Consider the following 13160-nt stretch of genomic DNA (forward strand, 5'->3'; position numbering starts at 1 on the left):
AAGTCGACGCTGACGTTGTCGAGGGCCACGACGCGGGTCTCCCCGTCCCCGTAGACCTTGTTGAGGCCGGTGGCGCGGGCGGCCGCCAGGCCGGTCCGGACGGCGGTTGCGGTCGACGTGGTCACGGGGGTGCTCCTTGGTGGTCGCGGGCTGCGGGAGACGCGCTGGGCGCCTGGACGGCCGGGCCGCCAGGGGCGCCCGGCCGTACCTCCATGCTCCGCCGTGTGATCATGAGTTCTCGTCGCTCCGCCGGACGGTTGGCCTGACCACCGCTGGGCGTACGGCCAGGTGACGCCCTCCTCCTGGGGTATGACGCCGACCCTGAGCGCGGGTCGGTGGCCGGAACTCGTGCACTTCGTGGCCGAATTGCGGACTGTTCGTCAGATCGCAAGGAAACATGACAACTTCCCTGGCTGGGAACATGCGAAAGGGCGAGGCGGGCGACTAGGCTCTGGGGTGGCCCGCACCGGGGGTGGAGCGTTTCTTCTCCGGCCGATGGAGGGGCCCGTCCACAGGACGCCCGGATGGTGGAACGCAGACACGGGCAGCTTAAAACTGCTTGGCCGTGAGGCCGTGCCGGTTCGAGTCCGGCTCCGGGCACCGCTCGACTCGCGGGGGCGCCGACGGCGTCCCCGCCGGGAGTCCTTCAGTGATCCTCCTCGCGGCGTATCCCGATATTTTTGCCAAGCCATTACCCTGGTGGCTGGGCGGTGCAGTGCCGCCACGGAGGGAATGTGCAATGAGAAGCAGCAACCCGGTCTTCTCGCGGGAGGGGTCCTTCACCCGCGAGCCCGGCTACGCGGGGTTCGGTACCACCACGCAGGCCGGGGGCCAGTACGGCAACAACCCCTACGCGGGGACCCCTTACGCCCAGCAGCCGCAGGCGCAGGGCCCGCTGACCGACGAGCAGCTGTACGAGATGTACAACGGGCCGTCGGCCGGCCCCGCCGCCACCGGTCGGATGACGCTCGACGACGTGGTCGCGCGCACGGCCATGACGCTGCTGACCCTGGTCGCCGCCGGCGCGGTGGCCTGGTTCGTGCTGCCGTTCGAGAACTTCGGCTTCGCGATCGGCGCCAGCCTGGTGGCCATGGTCGTCGGCCTGGTGGTCTCCTTCAAGCGCAGCGTCAGCCCGCCGCTGATCCTGACCTACGCGGCTCTTGAGGGCTTCGCGCTCGGCGCGGTCACGCACGCGCTCAACACCGTCATCAACGGCATCGCGATCCAGGCGGTGCTGGGCACGGCGGCGGTCTTCGCGGCGATGCTGTTCGCCTACAAGAGCGGCCGGATCCGGGTCACCGCGCGCTACACCCGGATCGGCATCGCGATCGCCATGGGCTTCGTGCTGCTGATGCTGGTCAACATGATCGCGATGGCGTTCGGCGCCGACATGGGGCTGCGTTCAGGCCCGCTGGGCATCGTGGTCGGCCTGATCGGCATCGCCCTCGGCGCCTTCTTCCTGTCGCTGGACTTCGCGGCGATCGAGGAGGGCATCGCCCAGGGCGCGCCGCAGAAGGAGGCCTGGCGGGCCGCCTTCGGGCTCACCCTGTCGCTGGTCTGGATCTACGTCGAGATGCTGCGCCTGATCGCGATCCTGCGCGGCGACGACTAATCGCGGTCCCGCCGTACCACTGCCGCCGGGCCCCCGGAGCGAAACGCTCCGGGGGCCCGGCGGCGTTTAGGCTCCCTGTCATGCATGACGTACAGCTCCTGGTCGAAGCCGTCGACTCCCTGGCGGATCGTTTCCGCTCGCTGCCGCAGAGCAAACTGCTGGGCGCCGTGCCCGGGTACGAGTCCCGGGCGGCGGCCGCACTGGCGTTGGCCCGGCGGCTGGCGGCCCTCGCGCTGGCGGCGGAGGGCGGGCCGGAGCGGGAGTTCCCGGAGGCCGGGGCGTTCGCGGTGGGCGACCAACTGGCCGTCGCCGGGCACGACCTGGCGGCCGCGCTGACGGCCCTGCCGGAGGGCGCCGCGGTCGCCCTGGCGGACGGGCCGGTGGCGGCCGCGGAGGTGCTGGCCGAAGCGGTGGCCGCGGTGCGCGCGACGGCGGCGCTCTGCGGCTAGACGTCCGGACACGCCGAAGGCCGGCCGGGTCGGTAACCCCTTGACCCGGCCGGCCTTCGGCGTGCTGCGCTGTGTGTGCCGTGCTGCCGCGCTGCTGGGGCGGCGTCAGATGCTGGCGACCACCCGGTCGGCGAGGACGTAGACGGCCTCCTCGTCGGTGGAGAAGGTCAGCGAGTACGAGCCGGAGAAGCGCGAGCCGCCGAGCAGTCGGACGTGCTCACCGGCACGGACCGCGTCGATCAGCCGGTAGGCGGCCTCCCGGTCGCCCGGGGCCACGCAGAGCGTGGTGCCGTCGGCGAAGGCGTACACGTCCAGGGTGCCCAGCGGGCCCGGGCGGACGTCGATCAGGGCGACGGCCTCGTCGGCGAGGGTGGCCAGCCGGGTGTCGGTCCACTCGCGGGACGGCGCCTGGCTGGGCACGAAGTCGGGGTGGGAGGGGTGGCGGCGCGGGTCGGGCGCGGCGACCGGGGCGTCCTCGACGGCCTGGTCGGCGTCCAGCAGCCCGGCCTCCAGGCCGGTGGCCAGCAGGTCGGCCTCGCGGCGGGCGCGGGCGTCCCCGGTGGGCTCGGCGGAGCCGGTGGAGGCGGCGGTGGAGCCGGCGGAGGAGGTGCCGGAGCCCTGGCCGGGGAACAGCGACGAGCCGCCCTCGGGACCGGGCTCGGCGGGGCCCTCGTTGATCAGGTCCTCCAGCGCGGAGCGCAGCGCCTCGCCGAACTCCGGGTCCATGGTGCCGGCGTTGTCGACGGCGTCCTGCGGGCCGGTGGGGCGGGGGAAGAACAGCGGCCACTCGTCGGTGCTGGCGAACGCGCCGGTGTACGGGGAGTCGAACAGTGGCGCGTCCTCGGCCGCGCGGGCCTCCTGCTCGGCCCAGAACGCCCGGGCCTCGGTGATCTCCCGCTCGCGGTCGGCGGCGAGTGCCTCGGTGACGGCCTGGCGTATCGCGGCCTGGTCCACCGGGGCGGGTGCGGCCTGGGCCGCGGCCTGCGCGTCCAGCCGGCGGGAGAGTCCCCGGAGATGGAGCAGCACGGCGGTCGACACGGTGATCAGGATCAGCAGCAGGATGGTGTAGACGGCGCTCACGGAACGTACTCCTAGCGAGGAGCGGAACGGGGTTACGTGTCCACACTGCCGCATCCGGGGCTGTTGCCGCAGTGGCGAATGTCTAATTTGTGGGGGACTTTCGCTCTTGTCCCCAAATTGTTAGGTAACACCGTTCTACGCAGTGGAGTTGATCCGCTCCGCAGTGTCGATTTCCGGGCCGAAAACGAGCGAAAAGAGGGCCGGATCGACCTCGCGATGTGATCCGGCCCTCAATTACTCACGGTCACTCCAAATGGGTGGTCCAGACCCTTTCGGGGTGGCTCGGCGGGGTCAGCTGAGGCGCTCGATCACCATCGCCATGCCCTGGCCGCCGCCGACGCACATGGTCTCCAGGCCGAACTGCTTGTCGTGCCACTGCAGCGAGTTGATCAGGGTGGTGGTGATCCGGGCGCCGGTCATGCCGAACGGGTGGCCGACGGCGATCGCGCCGCCGTTGACGTTCAGCTTGTCCAGGTCGATGCCGAGATCCCGGTAGGACGGGATCACCTGGGCGGCGAAGGCCTCGTTGATCTCGACCAGGTCGATGTCGTCGATGGTCAGGCCGGCCCGCCGCAGCGCCTGCCGGGAGGCCTCGACCGGGCCGTAGCCCATGATCTCGGGGGAGAGCGCGCTGACGCCGGTGGAGACCACCCGGGCGAGCGGGGTGATGCCCAGCTCCCGGGCCTTGGTGTCGGACATGATGACCAGCGCGGCGGCGCCGTCGTTCAGCGGGCAGCAGTTACCGGCGGTCACGGTGCCGTCCGGTCGGAACACCGGCTTCAGGCCGGAGACGCCCTCCAGCGTGACGCCGGCGCGCGGGCCGTCGTCCTTGCTCACCACGGTGCCGTCCGGGAGCGTCACCGGGGTGATCTCGCGCTCCCAGAAGCCGGCCTTGACGGCGGCCTCGGCGAGGTTCTGCGAGCGGACGCCGAACTCGTCCTGCTCGGCGCGGGTGATCCCCTTGAGTGCGGCCAGGTTCTCGGCGGTCTGGCCCATCGCGATGTAGGCGTCCGGCAGCCGGCCGTCCTCGCGCGGGTCGTGCCACTCCCCGCCGCCCTCCTCGGCGCGCTTGGCGGTGCGGGCCTGGGCCTCGTCGAAGACCGGGTTCGTGGTGCCCGGCATGCCGTCCGAGGTCCCGTTCACGCTGCGCGAGACGGTCTCCACGCCGGCCGAGAGGAAGACGTCGCCCTCTCCGGCCCTGATCGCGTGCAGTGCCATCCGCGTGGTCTGCAGCGAGGACGAGCAGTAGCGGGTGATGGTGGCGCCGGGCAGGTAGTCCATGCCCATCTGGACGGCCACGATGCGGGCCAGGTTGTGGCCCTGCTCGCCGCCGGGCAGGCCGCAGCCGAGCATCAGGTCGTCGATCTCGCGCGGGTCGAGCTGCGGGACCTTGGCCAGCGCGGCCTGGATGACGTGGGCGGTCAGGTCGTCGGGGCGGACGTCCTTGAGCGAGCCCTTGAAGGCCCGGCCGATCGGCGAACGGGTGGCGCTGACGATGACGGCTTCGGGCATGGCGGGCTCCTCGCTGGGTGACGGCGGACTGGCGTCCGGGAGGAAAGTTACCGCCTGGTAGATCAGGCGTCACCCGTCCCGGCGTGTGAGCTGGCCGACGTGTCGCCGGCCTCTGGAGCGGCTCCTTCCCGGGTCTCCTCGGGCGCCCACGAGCCGGGCAGCCCGACCCGCAGCCGGTGGCGCAGCAACGCCCAGCGGCGGCCGGCGCCCTCCGTCTCGACGGCCGCGACCTCGGTGCCCGAACGCCCGGCCGCGGCGGCGGCGGCCATCGCCACCGGCAGCACCGTCCCGCCCGGCACGGGTGCGGCCGGGCGCTCCTCCTCCGGCCAGAGGCCGAGCGCGGCGCACACCGAGGGCAGCACGGCCATCGCGGCCGTCGCGTAGCCCTGGGCGGACGGGTGGTAGCGGTCGGCGGCGAACATCTCCGGGCGCGCCGCGAACTCCGGGCCCAGCAGCGAGCCCAGCGAGACCGTCCGGCCGCCGGCCTCCACGACCGCGATGGTCTGCGCGGCCGCCAGCTGGCGGCTCAGCCGGCGGGCCACCCAGCGCAGCGGCGGGTGCACCGGCTTGATCGTCCCGAGGTCCGGGCAGGTGCCGACCACCACCTCGCAGCCGTTCGCCCGCAGCGCCGCGACGGCCTCGCCGAGCTGGCGGACGGCCAGCTGGGCCGGGCTGTGCCGGGTCACGTCGTTGGCGCCGATCATGAGCACGGCGACGTCCGGGTGGTGCGGCAGCGCCTGCTCCAGCTGGCCCGAGAGGTGGGCGGAACGGCCGCCGGAGCGGGCCACGTTGACCAGCCGGACCGGGCGCTCGGCCACCGAGGCCAGACCCGCGGCCAGCAGCGCGCCCGGGGTCTCCCGGGCCCGCAGCACACCGAGGCCGGCGCCGGTGGAGTCGCCGAGGACGGCCAGCACCAGCGGCGGCTGCGTGGCGGCGGAGCTGTCGGCGAAGGCCTCGCCGTAGACGCCGTCGGCCTTGGGCGGATCGCCCTCCAGCACGCCGATGGCCTGGATCGCCAGCTTGCTCTCGGTGAGCAGCACGCCCACCAGTCCCACACCCAGCAGGCCGAGCCCGCCGCCGCCGTACGCCGCCGCGGTGGCGATCCGGCGGGCCACCCGGGCCCGCGAGTCCTGTGCCCCTGGCATCCGATGCCCCCTTCGCGTCCTGGTGCCGCCCCCTCCGGGGCCATGGCGATGCCTGCACCCCCCTCCTACCCGCGCGGGGGCCGGGGCTACCTGCGGGGCTGGGCCATTGGGGGAGGAGGGCGGGTGGCGGGGCCGCCGCGCGGGGCCGGGGCGGGGCGAGGGGCGGGTGGGGCGGAAGGGCGGGCTGGGGCGGGCGGCACGGCCTAGGCTTTGCAGTACCGAAAGCACTCGCATGCCCACAACCGGGAGGACCCCCGTGCGGTACCACAACTCGATCATCGACCTCGTCGGCAACACGCCGCTGGTCAAGCTGAACAAGGTCACCGAGGGCATCAGCGCGACAGTGCTGGCGAAGGTCGAGTACTTCAACCCCGGCGGCTCGGTGAAGGACCGCATCGCGATGCGCATGATCGAGGCCGCCGAGGCCTCGGGCGCCCTGAAGCCGGGCGGCACCATCGTCGAGCCGACCTCCGGCAACACCGGCGTCGGCCTGGCGATCGTGGCCCAGCAGAAGGGCTACAAGTGCATCTTCGTCTGTCCGGACAAGGTGTCCACCGACAAGATCAACACCCTGCGCGCGTACGGCGCCGAGGTGGTCGTCTGTCCCACCGCCGTGGCCCCCGAGCACCCGGACTCGTACTACAACGTCTCCGACCGGCTCGTCCGGGAGACCCCGAACGCCTGGAAGCCGGACCAGTACTCCAACCCGGACAACCCGGCCTCGCACTACCACTCCACCGGTCCGGAGCTGTGGGAGCAGACCGAGGGCCGGATCACCCACTTCGTGGCGGGCGTCGGCACCGGCGGCACCATCTCCGGCACCGGCAACTACCTGAAGGAGGTCTCGGGCGGCAAGGTCAAGGTGATCGGCGCCGACCCGGAGGGCTCGGTCTACTCGGGCGGCACCGGCCGGCCGTACCTGGTCGAGGGCGTGGGCGAGGACTTCTGGCCGACCGCCTACGACCGTGACGTCGCCGACGGCATCGTCGCCGTCTCCGACAAGGACTCCTTCCAGATGACCCGCCGCCTGGCCAAGGAGGAGGGCCTGCTGGTCGGCGGCTCCTGCGGCATGGCCGTGGTGGCCGCGCTGGAGGTGGCCAAGGGCCTGGGCCCGGACGACGTCGTGGTGGTGCTGCTGCCGGACGGCGGCCGCGGCTACCTGTCCAAGATCTTCAACGACGACTGGATGGCCGACTACGGCTTCCTGCCCTCGGCCACCGACGAGGCGCACATCGGCGAGGTGCTGGCCCGCAAGGACGCCATCGAGCACGAGGGCATCCCGCAGTTCGTCCACATGCACCCGAACGAGACGGTCGCCGAGGCGGTCCGGGTGCTGCGCGAGTACGGCGTCTCGCAGATGCCGGTGGTCTCCCCGGGTGCCGGGCACCCCGACATCATGGCCGGCGAGGTGATCGGCTCGGTGGCGGAGAAGCTCCTGCTGGAGGGCGTCTTCGCGAAGGAGATCGAGCTGACCGACACGCTGGACCGGGTGATGTCCAAGCCGCTGCCGGTCGTCGGTGCGGGCGAGACGGTCACCAACCTGATGACCGTGCTGGAGAAGGCCGACGCCGCGGTGGTGCTGGTGGACGGCAAGCCGCAGGGCATCGTCACCCGCCAGGACCTGCTGGGCTTCCTCGCCGGCCGCGCCGCGCACTGACCCGTCGTCGCCGGCCCTGACCGACCCCGACCTCGCCACCGGCTCCGGTCGGCGGGGCGGACGAGGTTTCGCCCACGATTTGCCCGCGGTTCGCCCACGGGCGAAGTGGTACACCGGCGTCACCTGCCCGCAGCACGCGGTTAACAACCGTCCGGCATCGTGGTGGTCAACGGCAAGACGCCGAGCGAGACGACGGCAACCGTCCGGGAGCGGCTCCCCGGCGGACGCGGTCGGCTCCGGACACGTCGGGCGGTCCTGACCCGGCCCGCCGTGTCCGCCCTCCAACCCGGCAACGGGGGAGAGGGGCCTCCGCGGGAGGTGCCGTCGTCCCGCCCCTGTCCGGCTGCGGCCGGTCGACAGGGTGCGGCGGCTCCCGCGGTACTGCGCGCCGCACGGCGCGTCTCCGCGGTTCCCGGGTGGGGGAACCGAGGCGGAGAACGGCAGGGCCGGTCCTTCTCCGAGGGACCGGCCCTTCCCGTACGCTCACACGCATGACCAGCACTGAAACCACCCAGGACGAGCCGCGCTACGTCCGGCTCAAGATCGAGCTCATCGCGGAGATCACCGACGAGGGCGCGCTCAAGGCGGCCGCCCTGAAGCAGGTGACCGAGGACGAGTACCTCGACGACGACGAGCGCGCCCAGTCCGTCGACGCCATCGAGGTGGACCCGTCGGGTTCGCTCGCCCACTTCATCGACCCGGTGGCGCTGCTCGGCGACGTGCCGGGTGTCGAACTGGCCTCGGCGACCTGGGAGTCGGCGCAGACCGAGTTCGACCCCGAGAACGAGGGCTGGGACGAGTACGTGGTGGACGAGTCCGCAGAGTAGCGGCCTCGCCCCGCGAGCTCGTCACCGCTCGTGAACGCCCGGTCTGCCCCGCAGGCCGGGCGTTTTTTCCCTGTTCACCGGGAAGTTGGGTCATCTCATACGATCGCTTACCCTTCGGAGGTGGAACCGTGCACGGGCGGATTGCGTTTCTGTATCCGTAAATGCCCGGGATGATCAGCAGGGAGACGCGACGTGACGGCACGGGACGGTCAGGGGCGGGCAGGCGGAGGCAACTGGAGCCGGCGCGGAGTGCTCGCGGGTCTGATCGGGGCGCCGGTCCTGCTGCTCGCGGCCTGCAACGACACCAAGAGCGCCGACGCCAACGGCTCGGGCGGTTCGGGCGGTTCGGGCGGTTCCGCTGGAACCCCGGGCGCCAGCAGCGGCTCCGGCGGGACCAGCAGCGCGCCGAAGACCTCGACCGCCGTCATCACCGTCACTCCTGCGGACGGTGCCGCCTCCGCCAGCTTCAGCGAGCCGGTCAAGGTCACCGTCAGCAACGGCACCCTGGGCACCGTCAAGGTCACCGACTCCACGGGCAAGGAACTGGCCGGCCAGCTCGCCTCCGACGGCGCCAGCTGGACCTCGGCCGCCGCCCCCGCCAGCGGCACCAAGTACACCGTGGCCGCCACCGCCCTCGACAAGGACAAGCTGGAGGCGGACGCCAACGCCACCTTCACCACGGCCACCCCGGCCAACACCTTCGTCGGCTACTTCACGCCCGAGGACGGCTCGGTCGTCGGCGTCGGCATGCCCGTCTCGATCACCTTCAGCAAGCCGATCACCGACCGCAAGGCCGTCCAGCAGGCGATCACCGTGATAGCCGAGCCGGGCGTCGAGATCGTCGGGTACTGGTTCTCCAGCACCCGCCTCGACTTCCGGCCGCAGGAGTACTGGGCCAAGGGCACCAAGGTCACCCTCAAGCTCCGGCTCAAGGACGTCGAGGGCGCCAAGGGCGTCTACGGCACCCAGTCCAAGGACGTCCGCTTCACCATCGGCCGCGCCCAGACCAGCGTCGCCGACCTCGCCGCCAAGAAGCTCACCGTCACCACCGACGGCCAGGTCAGCGCCGTCTACAAGATCTCCGGCGGCTCGCCCGAGCACCGCACCTGGGGCGGCAAGATGGTGATCTCCGAGCAGTTCCAGCAGACCCGGATGAACTCGCAGACCGTCAACCTCGGCAGCGAGTACGACATCGCGGACGTGCCGCACGCCCAGCGGCTCACCACCTCGGGCACCTTCATCCACGGCAACTACTGGTCCTCGTCGTCGATCTTCGGCGGCCAGAACACCAGCCACGGCTGCATCGGCCTCCAGGACGCCAAGGGCGCGCAGGACGGCAGCACGGACGGCTACAAGTTCTACAAGAGCTCCATGGTCGGCGACGTGGTCGAGGTCGTGAACTCCGGTGACAAGACCGTCGCGCCGGACAACGGCCTGAACGGCTGGAACCTCGGCTGGGCCGCCTGGAAGGCCGGCAGCGCCGTCTGACGCCGGGAGCCGCCGGTCAGCGCTTCGCGTAGTCGGCGAAACCCTGCCAGTCGACGATCACGCACGGCTCGTCGCCGACGATCCAGGCATCGTGCCCGGGCGGGCAGATCATCAGGTCGCCCGGGCCGAACTCGGTCTCCTGCCCGTCGTCCATGACGATCCTCATCCGGCCCGAGACCACGTACCCGGTGTGGGCGGCCAGGCAGCTGTCGGTCTTGGCGATCGGCTTCACGTGCTTGGACCACTGCCAACCGGGGTGGAACACGGCCCGGCCCACCGGGCCGGCGTCCAGGTTGACCAGACGCAGTTCCCCCGTGCCCTCCTCGAAGGGGCGGACCTCCTCGGGGGCGTCGAAGCTCATGCGGACGAGACCGGACATGGCGCACTCCTCTCCCCACGGACGGCCCGGCCGTCCAGCGAGAGGAGGAGGCAGGCCCGTCTGCTGGCCCTTCCAGTCTGCGCCCCGACCGGCGGGCGGTCACCTCGGGTGGCCGGCCCGCCGGAACGGTCACGGACGGTCAGCCCTGCGTGCGGGCCACGCCGATCGGGCAGGAGGCGCCGGTGCCGCCGAGGCCGCAGTAGCCGTTCGGGTTCTTGGCGTCGGACAGGTACTGCTGGTGGTACGGCTCGGCCGGGTAGAACGGGCCCGCCGGGGCGATCTCGGTGGTGATCGGGCCGTAGCCGAGCGCGGTCAGGGCCGGCTGGAAGGCGTCCCGGCCGGCGGCCGCGGCGGCGGCCTGGACGGGGGAGTGGGTGTAGACGGCGGAGCGGTACTGGGTGCCGACGTCGTTGCCCTGGCGGTTGCCCTGGGTCGGGTCGTGCGCCTCCCAGAAGGTCTTCAGCAGCCGCTCGTAGGAGACCAGCGAGGGGTCGAACACCACCCGGACCGCCTCGGTGTGCCCGGTCAGCCCGCTGCACACCTCCTCGTACGTCGGGTGGGGGGTGTAGCCGCCCTGGTAACCGACCAGCGTCGTCCAGACGCCGGGCAGGCGCCAGAACGTCCGCTCGGCGCCCCAGAAGCAGCCCAGCCCGAAGTCGGCCACCTCCAGGCCGTCCGGGTACGGCCCGGTGAGCGGGTGGCCGAGCACGGTGTGCGGCTCGCGCAGCGCGAAGCCCGGCGACTCCCGGCCGGGCAGCGCCTGGTCGGCGGGAACGAGCGAGGTCTTGTGGCGGTTGAACAGCACGGCCTGCTCCAGCGGGGTAGGGAGGGTTGCGCAGGATTCAACGCGGCGGGCCGCCCCCGGATTCCGGCGCCGCCCGGATTCCGCCGCCGCCCCGGTCCACGGCCGCCCCGGTTCACGGCGGGCTGGGACGTTCCGGAGGGCACCGGCCCGTACGGCCACTAGGCTCGACCCATGACCGAGCACCAGCTTCCCCAGGGCTTCGAGACCCTCGCCATCCACGCGGGTCAGGAAGCAGACCCCCAGACCGGGGCCGTCGTCACGCCGATCTACCAGGTGTCCACCTACAAGCAGGACGGGGTGGGCGGCCTGCGGGGCGGCTACGAGTACAGCCGCAGCGCCAACCCGACCCGCACCGCGCTGGAGGAGTGCCTCGCGGCACTGGAAGGCGGCGCCCGCGGCCTCGCCTTCGCCTCCGGCCTGGCCGCCGAGGACACCCTGCTGCGCACCATCCTCAAGCCGGGCGACCACATCGTGATCCCCAACGACGCCTACGGCGGCACCTTCCGGCTGTTCGCCAAGGTGCTGACCCGCTGGGGCGTCGAGTTCTCCGTCGCCAACACCCAGGACCTGGCGACCGTCCGCGCCGCGCTGCGCCCCAACACCCGCGCGGTCTGGGTGGAGACCCCGTCCAACCCGCTGCTGGGCATCACCGACCTGGCCGCGCTCGCCGAGGTCGCGCACGGCGCCGGCGCGCTGCTGGTGGTCGACAACACCTTCGCCAGCCCCTACCTGCAGCAGCCGATCGCGCTCGGCGCGGACGCGGTCGTGCACTCCACCACCAAGTACATGGGCGGCCACTCGGACGTGGTCGGCGGTGCGCTGGTGCTGGCCGACGCGAGCCTGGGCGAGGAGGTGGCGTACCACCAGAACGCGATGGGCGCCGTCTCCGGGCCGTTCGACGCCTGGCTGGTGCTGCGCGGCATCAAGACGCTGGGCGTCCGGATGGACCGGCACAGCGCCAACGCGGAGAAGGTCGCCGAGCTGCTGGCGAGCCACCCGAAGGTCAGCCAGGTGCTGTACCCGGGCCTGCCCGAGCACCCCGGCCACGAGATCGCCGCCAAGCAGATGAAGGCCTTCGGCGGCATGGTCTCGTTCCGGGTCCAGGGCGGCGAGGAGGCGGCGGTCGAGGTCTGCAACCGCGCGCAGCTGTTCACCCTCGGCGAGTCGCTCGGCGGCGTGGAGTCGCTGATCGAGCACCCGGGCCGGATGACCCACGCCTCGGTGGCCGGTTCGGCGCTGGAGGTGCCCGCCGACCTGGTGCGCGTCTCGGTCGGCATCGAGTCGATCGACGACCTGCTCGCCGACCTCAAGCAGGCGCTGGGCTAGGGCGCGCCCAGAAGTCCGGAGCCTGTCGAAGATCTCCGGCCTCGGTGAGCAGTCCGGGGACCGCGATGGTCACCTGACGCGCTGTCGGCGCACTCGGCCGGAGGAGCCCCTGTGGGCTCCTCCGGCCGGTTCATTGCGTCATGCCCTCACGCGCTCGCGCCGGAGCGGTCCTTCAGGAGCGCTTCCAGGAGGTGGGGGACGCGGGCGTGCAATCCTCGTTCGGGTCAGGCTTGCCGCGCACCAGGTCCCAGAGGTTCCATTCGCCCCACGTGGTCCATGAGTCCGCCGAGGCCCATGAGTGTGGCGGGCGCGGACACGGCTTCGGCGGGCACTTCTTGTCCTCGACCGTGATCGTCACACACGGGCAGTCCGCGGTCAGTTCGACCGTGGTCACCGCGGTCTGGGGCAGTTCGTAGCCGGGGGGAGCGGTGGTCTCCTGCCAGTAGTAGGTGCCGAACGGAAGGTTGTCCGCGGAGCAGACGCCGTCCGCCCCGGTGGTGCAGGGGGATCCGACGGGGGTGTCGGGGTTGGGGCCGGTGGTTTGGAGGCCGGGGGTGCCGTTGGTCTCGTGCCAGAGCTGGAAGGTGGCGCCGGCCAGTGGTTGTCCGGTGGTGGAGTCGACCTTGGTGACCGTGGTGGAGCCGGTCGGGGCGGTGGTCTTGGTGTCCTGGACGGTGACGGGGATGCTCTGTCCGTCGGTGTCGAGGACCACGGTCGTCACCGCGGGCTGCGGCAGGTCGTAACCGGGGGGTGCGGCGGTCTCCTGCCAGTAGTAGGTGCCGAGGGGGAGGCCGGTTGCGGAGCAGGTGCCGTTCGCTCCGGTGGTGCAGGGGGAGCCGACGGGGGTGTCGGGGTTGGTTCCGGTGGTTTGGAGGCCGGG

At 72.1% G+C, this 13160-nt stretch carries 12 protein-coding genes and 1 tRNA gene; 7 read left to right on the top strand and 6 right to left on the bottom strand.

Features of this window, described 5'->3' with window-relative positions; all coding sequences use genetic code 11:
• The first annotated feature begins 518 nt into the window (after positions 1-518).
• The 3 genes from ACFWPT_RS37615 (at position 519) to ACFWPT_RS37625 (ending at position 2061) form a co-directional block, all read left to right on the top strand.
• Positions 519-600, top strand: a tRNA-Leu gene (locus ACFWPT_RS37615).
• Positions 601-739: 139 nt separating this feature from the next.
• Positions 740-1612 carry a Bax inhibitor-1/YccA family protein gene (locus ACFWPT_RS37620; protein WP_363589740.1) on the top strand — a complete coding sequence of 291 codons (873 nt, stop codon included), beginning with the start codon at positions 740-742 and terminating at the stop codon, positions 1610-1612.
• 80 nt (positions 1613-1692) lie between these two features.
• Entirely contained in the window at positions 1693-2061 is a 369-nt protein-coding gene (locus ACFWPT_RS37625) for a hypothetical protein (protein ID WP_380424915.1), read from the top strand.
• 105 nt (positions 2062-2166) lie between these two features.
• Here the strand turns inward: ACFWPT_RS37625 and ACFWPT_RS37630 are convergent, their stop codons facing one another.
• From ACFWPT_RS37630 to ACFWPT_RS37640, 3 genes are all read right to left on the bottom strand, one after another.
• Positions 2167-3141: a hypothetical protein gene (locus ACFWPT_RS37630; protein ID WP_380377398.1), complete on the bottom strand. Its 975-nt coding sequence runs from the start codon at positions 3139-3141 to the stop codon at positions 2167-2169.
• A 291-nt stretch (positions 3142-3432) separates the two neighbouring features.
• Positions 3433-4653, bottom strand: coding sequence for an acetyl-CoA C-acetyltransferase (locus ACFWPT_RS37635; protein WP_380487349.1), 1221 nt, complete (start codon positions 4651-4653; stop codon positions 3433-3435).
• Positions 4654-4715: 62 nt separating this feature from the next.
• Positions 4716-5798, bottom strand: coding sequence for an SGNH/GDSL hydrolase family protein (locus ACFWPT_RS37640; RefSeq protein ID WP_380377401.1), 1083 nt, complete (start codon positions 5796-5798; stop codon positions 4716-4718).
• A 232-nt stretch (positions 5799-6030) separates the two neighbouring features.
• Here ACFWPT_RS37640 and ACFWPT_RS37645 point away from each other — a divergent pair, with 232 nt between their 5' ends.
• The 3 genes from ACFWPT_RS37645 (at position 6031) to ACFWPT_RS37655 (ending at position 9770) form a co-directional block, all read left to right on the top strand.
• Positions 6031-7455, top strand: a complete 1425-nt coding sequence (locus tag ACFWPT_RS37645) for a cystathionine beta-synthase (protein WP_380345769.1) — start codon at positions 6031-6033, stop codon at positions 7453-7455.
• Between the two features lie 491 nt (positions 7456-7946).
• Positions 7947-8282 carry a hypothetical protein gene (locus ACFWPT_RS37650; RefSeq protein ID WP_063348021.1) on the top strand — a complete coding sequence of 112 codons (336 nt, stop codon included), beginning with the start codon at positions 7947-7949 and terminating at the stop codon, positions 8280-8282.
• Between the two features lie 192 nt (positions 8283-8474).
• Entirely contained in the window at positions 8475-9770 is a 1296-nt protein-coding gene (locus ACFWPT_RS37655; protein ID WP_380487351.1) for an Ig-like domain-containing protein, read from the top strand.
• A gap of 16 nt (positions 9771-9786) precedes the next feature.
• On the opposite strand, the gene ACFWPT_RS37660 is transcribed toward ACFWPT_RS37655, so the two are convergent.
• Positions 9787-10149 carry a cupin domain-containing protein gene (locus tag ACFWPT_RS37660; protein ID WP_063348019.1) on the bottom strand — a complete coding sequence of 121 codons (363 nt, stop codon included), beginning with the start codon at positions 10147-10149 and terminating at the stop codon, positions 9787-9789.
• A 139-nt stretch (positions 10150-10288) separates the two neighbouring features.
• Positions 10289-10954, bottom strand: coding sequence for a peptide-methionine (S)-S-oxide reductase MsrA (gene msrA, locus ACFWPT_RS37665; protein WP_063348018.1), 666 nt, complete (start codon positions 10952-10954; stop codon positions 10289-10291).
• Between the two features lie 171 nt (positions 10955-11125).
• Between msrA and ACFWPT_RS37670 the strand changes: the two genes are divergently transcribed.
• Complete coding sequence (locus ACFWPT_RS37670; protein WP_063348017.1) at positions 11126-12280, top strand: cystathionine gamma-synthase; 1155 nt, start codon at positions 11126-11128, stop codon at positions 12278-12280.
• Positions 12281-12452: 172 nt separating this feature from the next.
• Here ACFWPT_RS37670 and ACFWPT_RS37675 read toward each other — a convergent pair.
• Positions 12453-13160, bottom strand: a 708-nt coding sequence (locus ACFWPT_RS37675; protein WP_380487353.1) for a collagen binding domain-containing protein, incomplete at its 5' end; no start/stop codon positions are given.

Origin of the sequence: Kitasatospora sp. NPDC058478 (assembly GCF_042720345.1) — a bacterium.
Classification (GTDB): Bacteria; Actinomycetota; Actinomycetes; order Streptomycetales; family Streptomycetaceae; genus Kitasatospora.

What these genes read in the sequence shown, in the direction of transcription:
- ACFWPT_RS37620 (WP_363589740.1), top strand. Translation starts at nt 740, where the DNA reads ATGAGAAGCAGCAACCCGGTCTTCTCGCGGGAGGGGTCCTTCACCCGC.
- ACFWPT_RS37625 (WP_380424915.1), top strand. Translation starts at nt 1,693, where the DNA reads ATGCATGACGTACAGCTCCTGGTCGAAGCCGTCGACTCCCTGGCGGAT.
- ACFWPT_RS37635 (WP_380487349.1), bottom strand. Translation starts at nt 4,653, where the DNA reads ATGCCCGAAGCCGTCATCGTCAGCGCCACCCGTTCGCCGATCGGCCGG.
- ACFWPT_RS37640 (WP_380377401.1), bottom strand. Translation starts at nt 5,798, where the DNA reads ATGCCAGGGGCACAGGACTCGCGGGCCCGGGTGGCCCGCCGGATCGCC.
- ACFWPT_RS37645 (WP_380345769.1), top strand. Translation starts at nt 6,031, where the DNA reads ATGCCCACAACCGGGAGGACCCCCGTGCGGTACCACAACTCGATCATC.
- ACFWPT_RS37650 (WP_063348021.1), top strand. Translation starts at nt 7,947, where the DNA reads ATGACCAGCACTGAAACCACCCAGGACGAGCCGCGCTACGTCCGGCTC.
- ACFWPT_RS37660 (WP_063348019.1), bottom strand. Translation starts at nt 10,149, where the DNA reads ATGTCCGGTCTCGTCCGCATGAGCTTCGACGCCCCCGAGGAGGTCCGC.
- ACFWPT_RS37670 (WP_063348017.1), top strand. Translation starts at nt 11,126, where the DNA reads ATGACCGAGCACCAGCTTCCCCAGGGCTTCGAGACCCTCGCCATCCAC.